Below are 13,980 nucleotides of genomic sequence, written 5' to 3' on the forward strand. Positions count from 1 at the left end.
AGGCTAGCTATTTGTTTGCGATTTCTAGTGCTTCTTTTGCGATGGCCGTGATGCTGTCCCAGTCACCTGATTCCATTGCCGCGCTGCTTACCAGCCAACCACCACCAACAGCAACAACATTTGGAATTGAAAGATATGTCGTCATGTTTTTTGGGCTGACACCGCCTGTAGGCATGACTTTTAAGTTCTGAAGCGGAGCAACTAGAGATTTTAGAGCGCTTGCGCCGCCAATAGATTCTGCTGGGAAGAATTTAACAACCTCAAAGCCTTCTTCCATACGCTCAAGCGCTTCACTTGCAGTCGCAATACCTGGAAAGGCAGGAACACCTGATTCTAGCATCGCTGCGGCAAGCTTAGGTGTTGCGCCGGGAGATACTGAAAATTCGGAGCCAGCTTTGAGTGTTGCTTCTAAATCTGCAGGTGTCAAAATTGTTCCTGCACCTACGACCAATTCAGGTTGTGCGGCCTTCATTTCTTTGATGACATCCAGAGCGGCAGCTGTTCTGAGAGTGACTTCGACAAATTTTATACCGCCGCGGTATAGTGCCTGCGCCAACGGTGCAGCATGGTTTACATCTGCAACCGTCAGAACAGGTACAACAGGTGCTGACGATAGGGCGGCTAGAACTGGTTTCATGTCACAAGTCATCGCAAATTTCCATAATCCGTTAGTAGGCTGCTGCACCTAATAAGGGAGCCTCAGCACTGGTTATAAGATAAATCGGGACGTCAACCATATATGATGACATCGGCCCGCGATCGAAGAAGCGTGACAAAGCTTCTGGTGCGCCGATATAGTCAATGAGAGCAGTTGTAACACCACCCGCAGCAACTACACCTCCTTTTGCACCTGAGGCTAAAACAGCATCTCCATAAGCGGTCATTACGGTGTTTGCTCTTATTCTGCAAACGGCATCGCAGACTTTATTTCCATTCTTTGCAAGTTCGTGTGCTTCAGCAGGAGAATGTTTAACTGCATTTTGTCCGAAAACTTCGAAAGTTGTTTCCAAAAGTTGATCAAACCCAACGCCCGCACACATGCTTTCAATAGAAACATAGCCAATTTTTCTTTGAAGCAGTTTGAATACATCTGCTTCTAAAGGTGTTGTTGGTGAATAAGCTTGATGTCCACCTTCGCCACGTAAGACTTGCCATGTTTTATTGGGCTGAGGGGTCAGTGTGGCTAATCCGAATCCTGTGCCGGGACCGGCTACGATGATAGGGCGGTCTGGTAGTGACAGACCTTTCGATATCGTTGTGAAACCTTCACCACCCAATGTTGGACTTAACTCTGGAACCGAGCGCGCCATTGCTGCAAAATCGTTCAGCAGATCGACACGCTCCATATTGAAATGCTCTTGAATGTCTTGCCCAATAACATGCCAACTAGAATGGTTGGTAAGCGTTACGGTGTTGTTTTTGATTGGGCCTGCCAGTGCGAAAACACCGCGTTTAGGACGGATACTAATAGTTTCCATAAAAGCACTAAGCGCATCAAGGAAAGTTTTATGCTCTTTGTTTGGAGATTTCCAAAAATGTTCAATTACCACTGGGCCAGAATGGATGCGTGGATCTTTAGCAATCGCAAACCGGACATTCGTGCCCCCAACGTCACCTACGACGACATAATCAAAAGCGTCTTGTTGCATTAGTCTTGCCCATCCATAAGGCCAAATATGCCACCGCCTTTTTCAGCCACTTCGGCAGACTGACGGAAAACAGCAAACATTTCACGGCCCAAACCAACACCGCCTTCATGTTCACGCTTAGCGGGTGTTCTTGATAAGAAATCGGCGGGAGAAACCTCTAATGTTCCTGCGTTCGCATCTAGTGATAGGATGTCGCCATCCATTACATTTGCAATTGGTCCACCTGCCAACGCTTCAGGTCCGACGTGGATGACTGCGGGGAATTTACCCGATGCACCTGACATTCGACCATCCGTCACAAGGGCGACTTTAAACCCTTTATCTTGAAGAAGGCCAAGAATAGGAGATAGTCCGTGAAGTTCGGGCATACCATTTGCGCGCGGTCCTTGGAAACGCACAACGATAACCACATCGCGATTTAGCTCGCCAGCCTTGAAGGCTTCTTTGACGGCTTCTTGAGAAGAAAACACTGCTGCGGGCGCAGAAACTTTTCGGTTTTCTTCTTTCACAGCAGAAATTTTGATTACGCCGCGACCAATAGGTGAGTCTATAAGTTTTAGTCCACCATCAGCAGCAATTGGGTTGGTGTACGGACGTAAGATGTCTTCGTCATGGCTTTTTTCTGGAGCAGCTTTCCACGTTAACGTTTCTTGCTGCATGGTAGGTTCTTCAGCGTAACGTTCAAGTCCACCATCTCCAGCGACTGTCGTAACTTCATTGTGCACAAGTCCCGCGCTTAATAGTTCACGGATCAGGAACCCCATACCGCCGGCAGCGTGGAAGTGGTTCACGTCAGATGGGCCATTAGGGTAGATCTTACACATTAGAGGTGTAATGGCTGCAATTTCTTCAAAATCAGACCAGTCAACAAGTATACCTGCAGCGCGTGCAATGGCTGGAATATGTAGGGCATTATTGGTGGAGCCACCAGTTGCCATAAGTCCTACAATGGAGTTTACGATTGAGCGCTCATCTATCACCTTGTAAATCGGTGTGTAGGCGGCGTCGCCCTTCATATGACTGATAGCTGCGGCGCGCTGGGTTGCTGCTTCGGTAAGGGCCGTACGCAATCCAGAACTTGGCGGTACAAAGGCAGCGCCGGGCATGTGCAAGCCCATCATTTCCATCATCATTTGATTAGAGTTAGCCGTACCGTAGAATGTACAAGTCCCTGCTGCATGATAGCTTTCGCTCTCAGCCTTTAGCAGTGCATCGCGACCAACTTCACCAGCTGCATATTGCTGTCTAATGCGTTGCTTCTCTGGGTTAGGTAAACCCGATGGCATAGGGCCTGCGGGAACAAATATACCAGGTAACCAGCCGAAGCGTACTGCTGCAATGAGAAGGCCTGGAACGATTTTATCACAAATACCAAGATATAACGCAGCATCGAAAGTTGAGTGGCTGAGCGCAACAGCTGAGGCAAGAGCGATTGTATCACGCGAGAAGAGGGACAATTCCATGCCGTCTTGGCCTTGGGTCACTCCATCACACATCGCTGGTACACCACCGGCAACCTGCGCAGTCGCACCTACTTTTCGTGCAGCAGCACGAATAATGTCAGGGTATTTTTCATACGGTTGGTGAGCAGAGAGCATATCATTATAGGCTGTAACGATACCTATATTTGGCCATTCAGCGCCAAGCATGGCGTTTTTGTCATGGATAGGACATGCGGCGGATGCGTGCGCGAGGTTTCCGTCAGTTAGTCTTGCGCGGGCAGAGCCAGTTGGGCGCTGACCTTCCATGAGCTTTAGATAAGCGCTGCGCGAAACTTGTGACCGTTTAATGATGCGTTCGGTGACGTTTTCGATAACTTTGTGAGTGGGCGTAACCGTCATGAGACTAGCTCCAGATTTGGGTCAAATTTTATAGGGCTATGGGCTTATTCTGTGGAGTCTAGGCGCTTCCAATAGCGGTTATCTTTAGCCAGAAGTACATCAGCCGATGATGGGCCATCACTTCCCGCAGGGTAGGTTTCCATAGGGCGATCATCGTCAGCCCATGCAGCAAGAAGTGAGTCGGCCCACATCCATGCTTGTTCTACTTCTTCACGGCGCATAAAGAGTGCAAGGTTACCACGCACAACATCCATTAATAGACGCTCATAAGCGTCTGGGTAGCGTATCATGAATGTGTCCGCCCAAGATAGGTTTAGCGGTAAGGATTTTACTCGCAAACCACCTGGCCCTGGTTCTTTGATTTGTAGGAATAGGTGCACACCTTCATCTGGTTGCAAGCGGATGATTAGCTTGTTAGGTGAGGCACCTTGCTGGGTTCCAAAAATAGAGTGCGGTGCGGGCTTGAAACGGATGACAATTTCCGATTGACGTGATTGTAGGCGCTTCCCGGTACGTAAATAGAATGGAACACCTTGCCAGCGCCAGTTTTGCACCTCGGTTTTTAAGGCAACATAGGTTTCTGTGCGGCTAGTTTTCTTTTCCTCGGGCAGCTCTTCTTTATAGCCTTTTACAGCTACGCCATTGACTGAACCACTGCGGTACTGTGCACGAACAGTCCAGTCTTTTGCTGATGTGGCATCGAATTTTTTTAGAGCGCGAAGAACTTTGATTTTCTCAGTGCGTACATCGTCGGCGTCAAGAGAGTTTGGTGGCTCCATTGCAGTAAGACATAGCAATTGGAGTAGGTGGTTTTGCACCATATCTCTGAGTGCGCCTGAGTTGTCGTAATAATCTGCGCGGGTTTCTAGCCCAACAGATTCGGCAACTGTGATTTGAACATGGTCAATTGTATTGCGGTTCCAGAGAGGCTCAAACAGCATATTGGCAAAACGCAAAACAAGAAGGTTTTGGACGGTTTCTTTCCCAAGGTAGTGGTCAATACGGAAGATTTGATCTTCTTTAAAGACGAGTCCAACACCATCATTGATTTCTTTAGCGGTTTCCAAATTGCGACCAATTGGTTTTTCTAAAACAACGCGAGAAGTCTCTGTGACGAGTCCCTTGTCGCCAAGGTTTTTACAAAGCGGAGTATATAAACGAGGTGCCATCGCAAGATAGAAGACGCGCGGGCGATCATCTTTAGCGACACTTTTCTTTAAATCAGCCCAATTTGACTTCGGATCAGTCGCGTCAATTTGAACATATTGAAGAAGTTTCGCGAAATTCTCGAACTTGGTTTCGTCCAATTGTCCCTTTTGTGCTTCTAAGCAAGCTTCTTTTGCGAAAGCAATAAATTCCTCGCGAGACCATTCACTACGGGCGGTTCCGACTATGTTACATACTTCGGAAATCTGACCATCTTTATAGCGATGGAAGAGAGCAGGTATAAGCTTTCGTTTAGAAAGATCGCCTGTACCTCCAAAAATGACAATATCAAACGGGTCTACAGGAATAAACTCTGCCATTTTGTGTCTCTCCAACTAGCTTCGGAACCTATGTCGTCATTACGATATGAAAAGCACCGCGTAAAATTATTTAGACCGAATTATGCAGCATAACATAAAATGATCGCGCTATCATTTCGTGCTTATAGATGAAAAATCGCGTTTGTACAGGCTCATAGATTCAGCATGACGACTCTTTATGTCGTTAATACTATCGGAATGTGAAGGATATTGGATATTTAAAGCCGCAAAAGGCAAAAAAGCGCAGTAAGTGATAAAAGAATGGTCACCAACTGCGCTTTAAGTAGAGATATTGTCTAAATTTCGAATCTTTTTGCGGTCTCTTCAATAAATTCTGCGAGCTTTTCATCTCTCTCGCTTAAACCGTCAGCATCGTGGGTGGTGAGTCGAATATCAACATTGCCATACACGTTAAACCATTCAGGGTGATGATTCTGCGTCTCGGCTGTTATTGCGATTGCGCTCATGAAACTCCAAGCATCGACAAAATTCTTTAGTTTAAAGGATGTTGATACTGATTTTCCATCTTCACTTAAATTCCAGCGAGGGAAACGCGACGTAAAAGCCGCTATTTGCTCTGAGTCGTATTTTTGCATACCGGTCTCCAATCACTATCTGCTTGAAACAATGTTTTGTTCGATAGCGCCAAAAATGGAATTTCCTGCCTCATCACGCATATCAATTTTTACGTTATCGCCATGCTTCATAAATGCCGTTGAAGGTGCGCCGTTCGCAATTGTTTCGATCATGCGGATTTCAGCTATACAGGAGTATCCAAGGCCGCCATCTTCAATTTTACGTCCCGGCCCGCCATTTTCATCTTTGTTAGAAACTGTACCAGAGCCGATGACGGTGCCAGCGGTTAAAGGGCGGGTCTTTGCAGCGTGTGCGACGAGATCAGCTAAAGAAAATGTTGCCTCTTTTTGCGCCCAAGCGCGACCGAACGGTTTGCCGTTATAATCGACCTCAAGCTGCCTATGTACTAAGCTGTCCTTCCAGTATTCGCCGAGCGTATCTGGCGTCAAAGCGATAGGTGAAAATGCGCTAGGTGGTTTAGATTGAAAAAAGCCAAACCCCTTCGCGAGCTCAGCGGGTATCAAGCCGCGCAGTGAGACATCATTGCAGAGCATTATCAATTTGATGTGGTTGGCGGCATCTGCTGCACTAACGCCCATAGGGACGTCGTCGGTAATAACTGCTATTTCCCCCTCCATATCGCAGCCCCAAGCGGGGTCTCCCAACGGGATTGGTGCATAAGGAGCTAAAAAGGCGTCTGAGCCTCCCTGATACATAAGTGGATCATGGTAAAAGCTTTCGGGAACTTCGGAATTGCGTGCTTTCCTGACAAGTTCAACATGGTTTATGTAAGCGGAGCCATCTGCCCATTGATAGGCGCGCGGTAAGGGACTTTCACACGCTTTCTGGTCAAACGCTTTTAGCGCTCCAGTTCCTGCTTCTACATCTTCTGCAAGGCTTTGGAGCTTGGGAGATATATTGGCCCAATCATCAAGAGCGGCTTGTAAGGTTGCAGCAATGTGTGATGCATCAGCATAGAATGTAAGTGCGTTGTTTACGACAATGAGCGCGCCATCACGTGTGTTGTTTTTAAGTGTTGCAAGTTTCATAGGGTGTCTCGCTTTTCTTTTAAATTATGCTGTGGCGTCTGCTTGGTTTTCAGGAGCTGCATTGAGGAAAGCAGGGAGCTTCATGCAAGTTTCATAAATTGCTAAGATTTTTGGGTATTTCGTCATATCAATTTCAAATCGAAGCGCATTGTAAACTTGAGGGACCAATACAATTTCAAACAGCGTTGGCTTGCCAAAGGGTAATTGAGGGACGGCTAGGTCGATGGAGAGTTTTGCTTCTAATGGTGCAAAATTTACGTCTATCCAATGGCGATACCATGTGTTTCTGGCTTCATTATCTATGTTCAACGTTTCGCTCAAATAGTTGAGGACACGAAGATTGTTGACCGCATGAATATCGGTCGCGACCGCGTATGCGTATTCCTTCATCTGAATGTTTTTGAGGGGGTCATTTAGATAGAAGGATGAAGTTGAGTTGAGTGAGTCTAAGTACTCAATAATAGCAAGAGATTGGGTAATCCGTGAGCCATTATGTTCAAGAACGGGAACGCCTCCTATCCCATTAATCGCGCGAAAATCCTCTGAATTTTGCTCTCCTTTTTTTAGGTTCACAAACACAGATTCGTAGCTGAACCCTTTTAGGTTCAGCGCTATACGCACGCGAAACGATGTTGAAGAGCGAAAATAGGTGTAAAGGCGCACTAACTTTGTTCCTTGGCAATTTTCTCATGCAACCATGCGGCATGGCGAGGTGCTTTTTTTGTTTTGCTCCATTCCTCAAGCATGTCGGGGGCAACATCATATAATTGTTGCATTTGTTCCGACGTACCGATGTCGGCAGCCAACTCCAATCTATGACCGTTTGGGTCAAAAAAGTAGATTGATTTGAATATACCGTGATGCGTTGGACCAATTACATCTAAACCAAGTGATTCAAGATGTGCTTTTGCTTCCATTAAAGCATCAAGAGACTCGACGCGCATAGCTATATGCTGCACCCAGATTGGCGTGTTTTGGTCGCGATCCATATCAGGTTGTTCTGGAAGTTCAAAAAACGCCAAAACATTGCCGTTTCCGGCTTCCAAGAAAATGTGCATGTAAGGATCATACGCCCCCGTTGAGGGGACGTGGTCTTCTGCGATAGCAAGCTGGAATTTCATGCCTAACGCTTTTTGGTAAAACTCCACTGTTTCCTTGGCATCCTTGCATCTATAGGCGACGTGATGAAAGCCTTGAATATTTGGCGTTGCTGTCATTACGCTTTCTCTCCAACCTTTAAAACACCGCGATTGATTTGATCGCGTTCGATTGATTCAAACAAGGCTTTGAAATTACCTTCTCCAAATCCATCATCACCTTTGCGTTGAATGAACTCGAAGAAAACAGGGCCAAGCTGCGTTTCAGAGAAAATTTGAAGTAACAGGCGAGGGCTTCCACCTTCTGTCGTGCCATCTAATAAAATGCCGCGTGAACGAAATTCATCAACAGGTTCGCCATGTCCTGGCAAGCGCTCATCAAGCATATCGTAATATGTCGATGGCGGTGCCGTCATGAAAGGAATTCCCATAGCTTTTAGGCGATCCCAGCATCCGATCAGATCATCACAACTAAAGGCTATGTGCTGAATGCCTTCGCCACCAAATTCACGCAAATACTCTTCGATTTGCCCTTTGCCGCCTTCTGCTTCTTCATTTAGAGGAATGCGGATTTTTCCATCGGGTGCAGTTAAGGCCTTCGATGTTAGGCCTGTGTATTCACCTTTAATATCGAAATATCGGATTTCTTTAAAGTTGAAGAGACGCTCATAATAATCAGCCCAATAAGCCATCCGACCGCCATATACATTGTGTGTAAGGTGGTCGATGACATTGAAGCCAGCTCCTTTAGGGCGGCGGTCAACACCATCAAGATATTCGAAATCGATATCATAGATGGTTAGGCCTTCTTGGTAGCGATCAATGAGGTAGACAATAGCGCCGCCAATGCCGCGAATTGCGGGAATGCGCAATTCCATAGGCCCAGTTTCAAGTTCAACTGGTTCGGCACCTTGTTCTAATAAATGTTCGTAGGCTTTGCGCGCATCTTTAACGCGAAATCCCATGCCGCAAGCAGAGGGACCATGTTCGCGTGCGAAATATGCTGCCGGAGATTTGGGCTCGTAATTGGCGATCATGTTAATGTCGCCTTGGCGCCATAGATCAACGTCTTTGGTGCGGTGAGTGGCGATGTGCGTGAAGCCCATAGCCGCAAACACTTTTTCAAGTGTGCCTCTTTTAGGGGCGCAGAATTCAATAAATTCAAAACCATCAAGGCCAGCAGGGTTTTCAAATAGATCACTCATAAGTTCATTCCACTTTTGTCTGAATTAGGTTTGGTTATTTGTTTTTGGCTTTGAAGTATTCCAAAGTTCCGCGCTGAATTATTGTGTCTTCCGGCAAAATATCTTCTGGAGATAAATCGCTTTGTGCGCGAAGGCTTTCGTAAACGCCTGTAAAGTCTTCGTAGCATTCCTTTAATAGTGTTTCGAAATCAGGAATTACAAAGTAAGTCTTTTGGAAATCATCAATGATATAATTGGTTCGCATTACGCGTTCGCGATTGAAACGAATGCGGTTTGGAGATTCGCTTTCCAGGCTGAATTTACTCTCATTGGGAGAGGAGAGTATGCCGGCACCAAATATTCTTAGTTCACCATTTTCTTCAATGAGGCCAAATTCCACAGTGTACCAGTAGATGCGTGCAAGATTGTGCAATTGATTACGCTTGAGTGCCGCTTGGCCGCCCTTGCCGTAAGCTTGAATAAAGTCAGAAAACACGGGGTCAGCTAACATCGGCACGTGTCCAAATATATCGTGAAAAATATCTGGTTCTTGAAGGTAATCAAATTCTTCTTCTGGTCGAATGAAGGCACCAGCCGGAAAACGTTTGTTTGCGAGGTGATCAAAAAAAACATCGTCGGGTACAAGCCCAGCAACAGGTACGACGCGCCAACCAGTAATAGGCTCTAACAAGTCACTAAGCGCAGCCATATCAGGGATGCCGCTGGCCGACAGCTCTAGGGTATTCATGGCCTCAACAAAGGCAGAGCAGGCGCGCCCCGGAAGGGTAGCTTGCATGCGACGAAAGAGGCGATCCCAACGATCATGCTCAGCAGGTGTATATGTTTCCCATGCTTGATCTATTGTGTAATCATCGTTTTTAGGCGCGTTTTCGTACCGGTTTTTCGCAGTAGTTGATGACGAGACCTGATCTTTAGATTCTTGTGCCAAGTTCATGTTTGCATTTCCTCATTTAGTATGAGTAGAATACCATATAAATAGGAATAATTTGGTCTATTTCCACTTGGTTGAGATGAATCTTGTTGTGATTTGACCAATATCAAAGCTTATCTGGGGTAAATTATTCATGACAGAAAAGATCAATGAAGCAGATAGAAATGTGTTGCGAGCGATCCAAAAAGATAGTGGAGCAAGTAGTCGCTCATTGGCTGAAACATTGGGTATGTCTCAATCGTCTTTATGGCGCCGTATAAATGATTTGGAAAATTTAGGCGCGATTAGGAAGCGTGTTGCGTTATTGGACCCAGATATTGTTGGATTGCCTGTCTGTGTGATCGTTCAGGTTAATATGGTCAGCTATGAAGCTGAAATGAGAAAGAATTTCGAGAAATTCGTCAGCTCTATTCCAGAGATAACGTCCTGTTATGCCATGACTGGGTCGTATGATTACACTCTAACTGTTCAAACCGATTCTGTTGCTGGTTTTGAAGCTTTGCATATGAATAAGATCCTCGCTCACCCAAGCGTCGCTGGATCATCATCGCAAATAGCGCTTCGCTGCGTGAAATACACGACAGAATTGGCGATTTAAAAGGGGACATGGTGCCACGAGAGAGAATTGAACTCTCGACCTCGTCATTACCAATGACGCGCTCTACCACTGAGCTACCGCGGCTAAATATGTGCAAAACAGCAAATATGCTGAAGCGAGGACCTCGCATAGCCGATCTAGTCATTGAAGAAAAGGGCTAAGATCGCTATGAACGTTCAATCATGACAGATAAAATAGAAAAAAATCCAAAAAAAGAGTCCAAAGACGATCGTGAAGCGCGTCTTTCGGCTGCATTGCGTGCCAATTTAAGGCGGCGCAAAGCTGCAAAAAAGAATTCGAGTCGTATTCAGCAAGAATCGTCAGATACTTCTGGCGATAAAGTCGAATAAATAACCATAACTGCGCCTTGTTTGCGCCTTGAACTTAGGCTTACGTCCCCCACTATGGACAAACTTGTAATTACTGGAAACGGCCCCCTTGAAGGTGAGATAGTCATCTCAGGTGCCAAGAACTCAGCATTAAAGCTTATGGTCGCGTGTCTTCTGACAGATGAGCCATTAGTTTTATCACGTATGCCAAATCTTGCTGATACCCGCTTCTTATCTGAGTTGCTGGCATCTTTGGGGGTGGAAGTATATTGGCCAAAAGGTGAAAGCACCTGCCATTTGAATGCGGCGTCGTTGAAGACAACAATAGCCCCTTACGAACAGGTTCGTAAGATGCGGGCAAGTTTCAATGTGCTAGGGCCTCTTCTTGCGCGTGAAGGCCACGCGACGGTTTCATTGCCTGGGGGCTGTGCGATTGGTGCGCGTCCAGTTGACCTACATTTGCAAGCTTTTGAAGCTATGGGCGCAGATATTGTAATTGAAGAAGGCTATGTGAAAGCAGCTGCGATTCGTGGACTTAAAGGCGCGGATATCGAGTTTCCTTTCCCGTCTGTTGGTGCCACTGAGCACACTATGTTGGCAGCAACACTGGCTAAAGGTACAACACGCATAAAGAATGCGGCCTGTGAACCTGAGATTCAAGATTTAGCAGATTGTTTGAATGCTATGGGGGCGAACGTCTCCGGCGCTGGTATAAGCACAATAACGATTGAAGGCGTTGAAAAACTGCACGGTCACAAACACACTGTTATGGCTGATCGTATTGAGGCGGGCACATATGCCATGGCTGTTGCTGCTACAGGCGGAAATGTCTTGCTAAAGGATGCGCCTGTTGAGGGGCTGACCGCAATGATTGAGCATCTGGAAAAAGCGGGAGTTTCTGCGAAAATCGAAGATGGTGGCCTACGTATTCAACGTGGTGAAGGGCGGTTGCAGCCTGTCGATGTGGATACAAAGCCACACCCAGGTTTTCCAACAGACCTACAAGCACAGTTTATGGCCTTGATGTCGACAGCGGATGGTGTCTCAACGATTCGTGAGAATATTTTTGAGAACCGTTTCATGCATGTTCCAGAATTAGCTCGATTGGGTGCAAAGATCCAAATCCGTGGAAATGAGGCGACAGTAACAGGCGTTGAGAAACTAAAAGCAGCGCAAGTTATGGCGACAGATCTTCGGGCATCGGTGTCGTTAGTTATTGCAGGGCTTGTAGCTGATGGAGAAACAACGGTCAGTCGTGTTTATCACTTAGATAGAGGGTTTGAGCGCCTTGAAGAGAAGCTAAGTGCATGCGGTGCAACTATTCATCGCGCGTCTGAATAGTTGTTTATATGGTCTAAGCACCATACTTAAAAACGAATGCGTTTTTAATGCCTGACTCGAAACGGAAAATGAAAATGGAAAAACCATCGCCTTTGCGGTTGTTTGCTGAGGATGCTGAAGGTCTACAGATTATATCTTCAATGACCCAAGATGGTCTGGCGAAGATGAATAAGTTGATCTTTGATAAGAAGCATCGTCGGTTTACTGTTGAAATGAACCGTTTCAATTGGGAGAAGGGCGTTAAAAAGAAACCTTATTTTCGCACGCATTCTCTTCTTGCGATAGACAGTGTTTTGAATGTACGCGGCCGTAAATTGCCTGCAACAACCTCAGAAGAAATTGTATCGCTGTTAGCCATCGTGTTTGAGCCTGCTGAAATTGAACCTGAAGGAAAAGTAAGGCTCCAATTTTCTAATGATGGAGAGATTGAGTTAGATGTTGAATGCATCGACTTATCTATGATTGATACGGATACATCTTGGCCTACAACGAAGAAACCAAGACACAAGATTGATTTGAAGAAAGTATTTCGATAATGGCCCGCCGATTTAATTTAATTCAATCACCGGAAGATTTTGAATCCTTTAAGTCTTTCATGAAAGAACCGCGCGGCGGTGGTGCTATGGATGTTTCCGTTGCGCAGGGTATTGTTGACGATGTGAAAATGCGTGGAGCAAAAGCTCTAGTAGAATATACAGCGAAGTTTGACCGCCTAAAGCTTGAAGAAGAAACTTTAACCTCTCAGGAAGTTGATTTATCTGAACTTGCGAAATTGTGCCCAGAGAATGTGAAGCGTGCAATTGAATTTGCGGCGAAACGTATCGAAACCTATCACGCAAAACAAATCCCTTCAGACCACCGTTTTGTGGATGACGCGGGTGCAGATATGGCCTGGCGATGGGGGGCAATTGATGCGGTTGGACTATATGTACCTGGCGGGCGCGCAAGCTATCCTAGCTCTGTTTTAATGAATGCCATTCCAGCCAAAGTTGCGGGTGTAAAACGAATGGTAATGGTGGCACCTGCACCTGACGGCGTATTAAACCCCGCTGTTGCCTATGCCGCGTTGACGGTAGGAATTAGTGAGTATTACCCGATCGGTGGGGCGCAAGCGGTTGCTGCTTTAGCATATGGCGCTGGACCTCTGCTTCCCGTTGATAAAATTGTTGGGCCAGGAAATGCTTTTGTTGCTGCAGCAAAACGTATTGTATTTGGTGATGTAGGAATTGATACCATTGCTGGTCCGTCTGAGATTACGGTCGTAGCTGATAAGTTGAATGATCCATCTTGGATAGCGGCAGATTTACTATCTCAATGTGAGCACGATCCAGCCGCTCAATCTATTCTTATCACCGACGATGAAGGATTCGCGTCTAAGGTTGAAACGGCGGTGAAAGACCAGTTAATGAAACTGGAGACTCAAGAAACAGCGACAGTTTCATGGAATAATCACGGCGGCATTGTTATTGCGAAAATGGAACAAGCAGCTAGCCTAGTCGATTTAATTGCACCCGAGCATGTCGAATTTGCTGTAGAAGAACCTGAAGTATTAGTCGAATCAGTAAGACATGCAGGCGCAATATTTGTAGGCCGTTATGCGCCCGAAGCATTGGGTGATTATGTAACTGGATCTAATCACGTATTGCCCACATCAGGGGCTGCTCGCTTTTCCTCAGGCCTTTCTGCATTAGATTTCATGAAAAGAACATCTATTCAGCGGATAAGTGTTGATGCTTTTAACGCTTTAGCAGAAGCTGCAGAAACTTTAGCAATTGCTGAAGGATTGCCGGCACACGCAAAATCAGTGTCCATTCGCAATAATAATTAGCGAGCGGGAT

At 46.1% G+C, this 13,980-nt stretch carries 15 protein-coding genes and 1 tRNA gene; 5 read left to right on the forward strand and 11 right to left on the reverse strand.

What is annotated here, in order from left to right; all coding sequences use genetic code 11:
- Positions 1–7: 7 nt before the first annotated feature.
- The 10 genes from eda to phhA form a co-directional block, all read right to left on the reverse strand.
- Positions 8–649, reverse strand: coding sequence for a bifunctional 4-hydroxy-2-oxoglutarate aldolase/2-dehydro-3-deoxy-phosphogluconate aldolase (gene eda, locus ACFQS8_RS01995; RefSeq protein ID WP_382165213.1), 642 nt, complete (start codon positions 647–649; stop codon positions 8–10).
- A gap of 19 nt (positions 650–668) precedes the next feature.
- Positions 669–1,649, reverse strand: a complete 981-nt coding sequence (locus ACFQS8_RS02000; RefSeq protein WP_382165215.1) for a glucokinase — start codon at positions 1,647–1,649, stop codon at positions 669–671.
- Positions 1,649–3,490 carry a phosphogluconate dehydratase gene (gene edd / locus ACFQS8_RS02005; protein WP_382165217.1) on the reverse strand — a complete coding sequence of 614 codons (1,842 nt, stop codon included), beginning with the start codon at positions 3,488–3,490 and terminating at the stop codon, positions 1,649–1,651. Before edd ends, ACFQS8_RS02000 begins: the two co-directional genes overlap by 1 nt.
- A 44-nt stretch (positions 3,491–3,534) precedes the next feature.
- The gene (gene zwf / locus ACFQS8_RS02010) at positions 3,535–5,016 is read right to left on the reverse strand and encodes a glucose-6-phosphate dehydrogenase (RefSeq protein ID WP_382165219.1); all 1,482 of its coding nucleotides are present in this window, start codon (positions 5,014–5,016) and stop codon (positions 3,535–3,537) included.
- 296 nt (positions 5,017–5,312) lie between these two features.
- Positions 5,313–5,612 (reverse strand): 4a-hydroxytetrahydrobiopterin dehydratase, encoded by a 300-nt coding sequence (locus tag ACFQS8_RS02015; protein WP_382165221.1) that lies wholly within the window; start codon positions 5,610–5,612, stop codon positions 5,313–5,315.
- 15 nt (positions 5,613–5,627) lie between these two features.
- Positions 5,628–6,641 (reverse strand): fumarylacetoacetate hydrolase family protein, encoded by a 1,014-nt coding sequence (locus tag ACFQS8_RS02020; RefSeq protein ID WP_382165223.1) that lies wholly within the window; start codon positions 6,639–6,641, stop codon positions 5,628–5,630.
- Positions 6,642–6,665: 24 nt separating this feature from the next.
- On the reverse strand, positions 6,666–7,304 hold the full coding sequence (maiA, locus tag ACFQS8_RS02025; RefSeq protein ID WP_382165225.1) for a maleylacetoacetate isomerase: 639 nt from the start codon (positions 7,302–7,304) through the stop codon (positions 6,666–6,668).
- The gene (locus ACFQS8_RS02030; protein ID WP_382165227.1) at positions 7,304–7,858 is read right to left on the reverse strand and encodes a VOC family protein; all 555 of its coding nucleotides are present in this window, start codon (positions 7,856–7,858) and stop codon (positions 7,304–7,306) included. The genes maiA and ACFQS8_RS02030 overlap by 1 nt, the downstream gene beginning before the upstream one ends.
- Entirely contained in the window at positions 7,858–8,943 is a 1,086-nt protein-coding gene (gene hppD / locus ACFQS8_RS02035) for a 4-hydroxyphenylpyruvate dioxygenase (protein WP_382165229.1), read from the reverse strand. Before hppD ends, ACFQS8_RS02030 begins: the two co-directional genes overlap by 1 nt.
- A gap of 34 nt (positions 8,944–8,977) precedes the next feature.
- Positions 8,978–9,877, reverse strand: coding sequence for a phenylalanine 4-monooxygenase (gene phhA / locus ACFQS8_RS02040; protein WP_382165231.1), 900 nt, complete (start codon positions 9,875–9,877; stop codon positions 8,978–8,980).
- 130 nt (positions 9,878–10,007) lie between these two features.
- Here phhA and ACFQS8_RS02045 point away from each other — a divergent pair, with 130 nt between their 5' ends.
- Positions 10,008–10,472 (forward strand): Lrp/AsnC family transcriptional regulator, encoded by a 465-nt coding sequence (locus ACFQS8_RS02045; RefSeq protein WP_382165233.1) that lies wholly within the window; start codon positions 10,008–10,010, stop codon positions 10,470–10,472.
- Between the two features lie 9 nt (positions 10,473–10,481).
- Here ACFQS8_RS02045 and ACFQS8_RS02050 read toward each other — a convergent pair.
- A tRNA-Thr gene (locus ACFQS8_RS02050) sits at positions 10,482–10,556 on the reverse strand.
- Between the two features lie 98 nt (positions 10,557–10,654).
- Between ACFQS8_RS02050 and ACFQS8_RS02055 the strand changes: the two genes are divergently transcribed.
- The 4 genes from ACFQS8_RS02055 to hisD all read left to right on the forward strand — a co-directional run bounded on the left by ACFQS8_RS02055 (position 10,655) and on the right by hisD (position 13,970).
- Positions 10,655–10,822, forward strand: a complete 168-nt coding sequence (locus tag ACFQS8_RS02055; RefSeq protein WP_382165235.1) for a hypothetical protein — start codon at positions 10,655–10,657, stop codon at positions 10,820–10,822.
- A gap of 54 nt (positions 10,823–10,876) precedes the next feature.
- Positions 10,877–12,142: a UDP-N-acetylglucosamine 1-carboxyvinyltransferase gene (gene murA / locus ACFQS8_RS02060; RefSeq protein WP_382165237.1), complete on the forward strand. Its 1,266-nt coding sequence runs from the start codon at positions 10,877–10,879 to the stop codon at positions 12,140–12,142.
- 74 nt (positions 12,143–12,216) lie between these two features.
- A complete protein-coding gene (locus ACFQS8_RS02065; protein ID WP_382165239.1) occupies positions 12,217–12,678 on the forward strand; it encodes a DUF2948 family protein in 462 nt (153 codons plus the stop codon).
- Positions 12,678–13,970 carry a histidinol dehydrogenase gene (gene hisD, locus ACFQS8_RS02070; protein WP_382165241.1) on the forward strand — a complete coding sequence of 431 codons (1,293 nt, stop codon included), beginning with the start codon at positions 12,678–12,680 and terminating at the stop codon, positions 13,968–13,970. Before ACFQS8_RS02065 ends, hisD begins: the two co-directional genes overlap by 1 nt.
- Positions 13,971–13,980 lie beyond the last annotated feature (10 nt).

This window comes from Hirschia litorea, assembly GCF_042665075.1.
Lineage (GTDB): Bacteria > Pseudomonadota > Alphaproteobacteria > Caulobacterales > Hyphomonadaceae > Hirschia > Hirschia litorea.

Bases quoted from the DNA above. Each gene is read 5' to 3' on its own strand.
- ACFQS8_RS02015 (WP_382165221.1), bottom strand. From the start codon at position 5,612: ATGCAAAAATACGACTCAGAGCAAATAGCGGCTTTTACGTCGCGTTTC.
- ACFQS8_RS02055 (WP_382165235.1), top strand. From the start codon at position 10,655: ATGACAGATAAAATAGAAAAAAATCCAAAAAAAGAGTCCAAAGACGAT.
- eda (WP_382165213.1), bottom strand. From the start codon at position 649: ATGACTTGTGACATGAAACCAGTTCTAGCCGCCCTATCGTCAGCACCT.
- ACFQS8_RS02030 (WP_382165227.1), bottom strand. From the start codon at position 7,858: ATGACAGCAACGCCAAATATTCAAGGCTTTCATCACGTCGCCTATAGA.
- phhA (WP_382165231.1), bottom strand. From the start codon at position 9,877: ATGAACTTGGCACAAGAATCTAAAGATCAGGTCTCGTCATCAACTACT.
- edd (WP_382165217.1), bottom strand. From the start codon at position 3,490: ATGACGGTTACGCCCACTCACAAAGTTATCGAAAACGTCACCGAACGC.
- ACFQS8_RS02065 (WP_382165239.1), top strand. From the start codon at position 12,217: ATGGAAAAACCATCGCCTTTGCGGTTGTTTGCTGAGGATGCTGAAGGT.
- zwf (WP_382165219.1), bottom strand. From the start codon at position 5,016: ATGGCAGAGTTTATTCCTGTAGACCCGTTTGATATTGTCATTTTTGGA.
- hisD (WP_382165241.1), top strand. From the start codon at position 12,678: ATGGCCCGCCGATTTAATTTAATTCAATCACCGGAAGATTTTGAATCC.
- hppD (WP_382165229.1), bottom strand. From the start codon at position 8,943: ATGAGTGATCTATTTGAAAACCCTGCTGGCCTTGATGGTTTTGAATTT.
- murA (WP_382165237.1), top strand. From the start codon at position 10,877: ATGGACAAACTTGTAATTACTGGAAACGGCCCCCTTGAAGGTGAGATA.
- ACFQS8_RS02045 (WP_382165233.1), top strand. From the start codon at position 10,008: ATGACAGAAAAGATCAATGAAGCAGATAGAAATGTGTTGCGAGCGATC.
- ACFQS8_RS02020 (WP_382165223.1), bottom strand. From the start codon at position 6,641: ATGAAACTTGCAACACTTAAAAACAACACACGTGATGGCGCGCTCATT.
- ACFQS8_RS02000 (WP_382165215.1), bottom strand. From the start codon at position 1,649: ATGCAACAAGACGCTTTTGATTATGTCGTCGTAGGTGACGTTGGGGGC.